The organism is Acetobacter fallax, from assembly GCF_011516735.1.
GTDB lineage: Bacteria > Pseudomonadota > Alphaproteobacteria > Acetobacterales > Acetobacteraceae > Acetobacter > Acetobacter fallax.
Genome location: NZ_WOSX01000132.1, coordinates 1 through 926, shown reverse-complemented (window position 1 = coordinate 926; position 926 = coordinate 1). Strand labels below are relative to the sequence as shown.

General features: G+C 59.6%; 1 protein-coding gene. It reads left to right on the top strand.

Annotation, left to right across the window (positions count from 1 at the left end; genetic code table 11):
• Nucleotides 1–15: 15 nt before the first annotated feature.
• Nucleotides 16–926, top strand: a protein-coding gene (locus tag GOB85_RS18825) for an IS630 family transposase (RefSeq protein WP_242011637.1) whose coding sequence is annotated in 2 segments (ribosomal slippage) — nucleotides 16–352 and nucleotides 352–926 — 912 coding nt annotated over the 2 segments. Because the reading frame shifts where the segments join, the coding sequence is not laid out codon by codon here. This gene is flagged as partial in the annotation.

The following is a 926-nucleotide window of genomic DNA, read 5'->3' as shown; positions in this document are numbered from 1 at the left end:
CTGATGGAGACGGTGATGGCACGAGCATTGAGTGATGATCTTCGGGAGCGGGTTCTGGAAGCTGGAACTGCAGGGGCATCAGCCCGCTCGATTGCGGCGCGGTTCGGTGTGGGGATTTCAACAGCGATCCGCTGGCTGCGTCGGGAACGCGAGAGCGGCGAGCGAACGCCGCGTCGTCAGGGTAAGCCGCGCGGATCACGGCTGGACGCCCATGAAGTGTTTATCGTGGGTATGATCGAAGCCCGGAAAGACATCACGCTCAACGAGATGATGGCGCGCCTGCAAAGCGAATGTAGCGTCGAGATTGGCCACAGTATGCTCAGTCGCTGGCTGCGGCAGCACGGATGGACATTCAAAAAAAGACCGCCCATGCACTGGAGCAGGAACGCGAAGATGTCCTGAAACGACGTCAGGACTGGTTTGATCTCCAGCCTGACCTTGATCCGCAGCGCCTGGTGTTCATTGACGAAACCAGTCTCTCCACGAAGATGACCCGTCTGCGTGGGCGTGCCTTGCGCGGGGAACGCTGCCGCGCCGGTATCCCTCACGGCCACTGGAAAACCACGACCTTTACCGGAGCCTTGCGTCTGACAGGCATGACCGCGCCCTTCGTGCATGATGGTCCCATGAACGGCACGATCTTTCAGGTCTATGTCGAACAGGTTCTCATCCCGACACTGAAGCCGGGCGATATCGTTGTGATGGACAATCTTCCGGCCCATAAGCTTCCGGCGACACAGAAGGCCATTGAGCAGGCAGGGGCGGAACTGATGTTCCTCCCGCCATACAGCCCGGACTTCAATCCCATCGAGATGGCCTTTTCAAAACTCAAGGCCTTGCTGCGCGCCAAAGCCGAACGGACTGTCGGTGCTCTGTGGGACACCGTCGGCGCTCTGCTTCACGCTTTCACTCCCAGCCAATGCGCC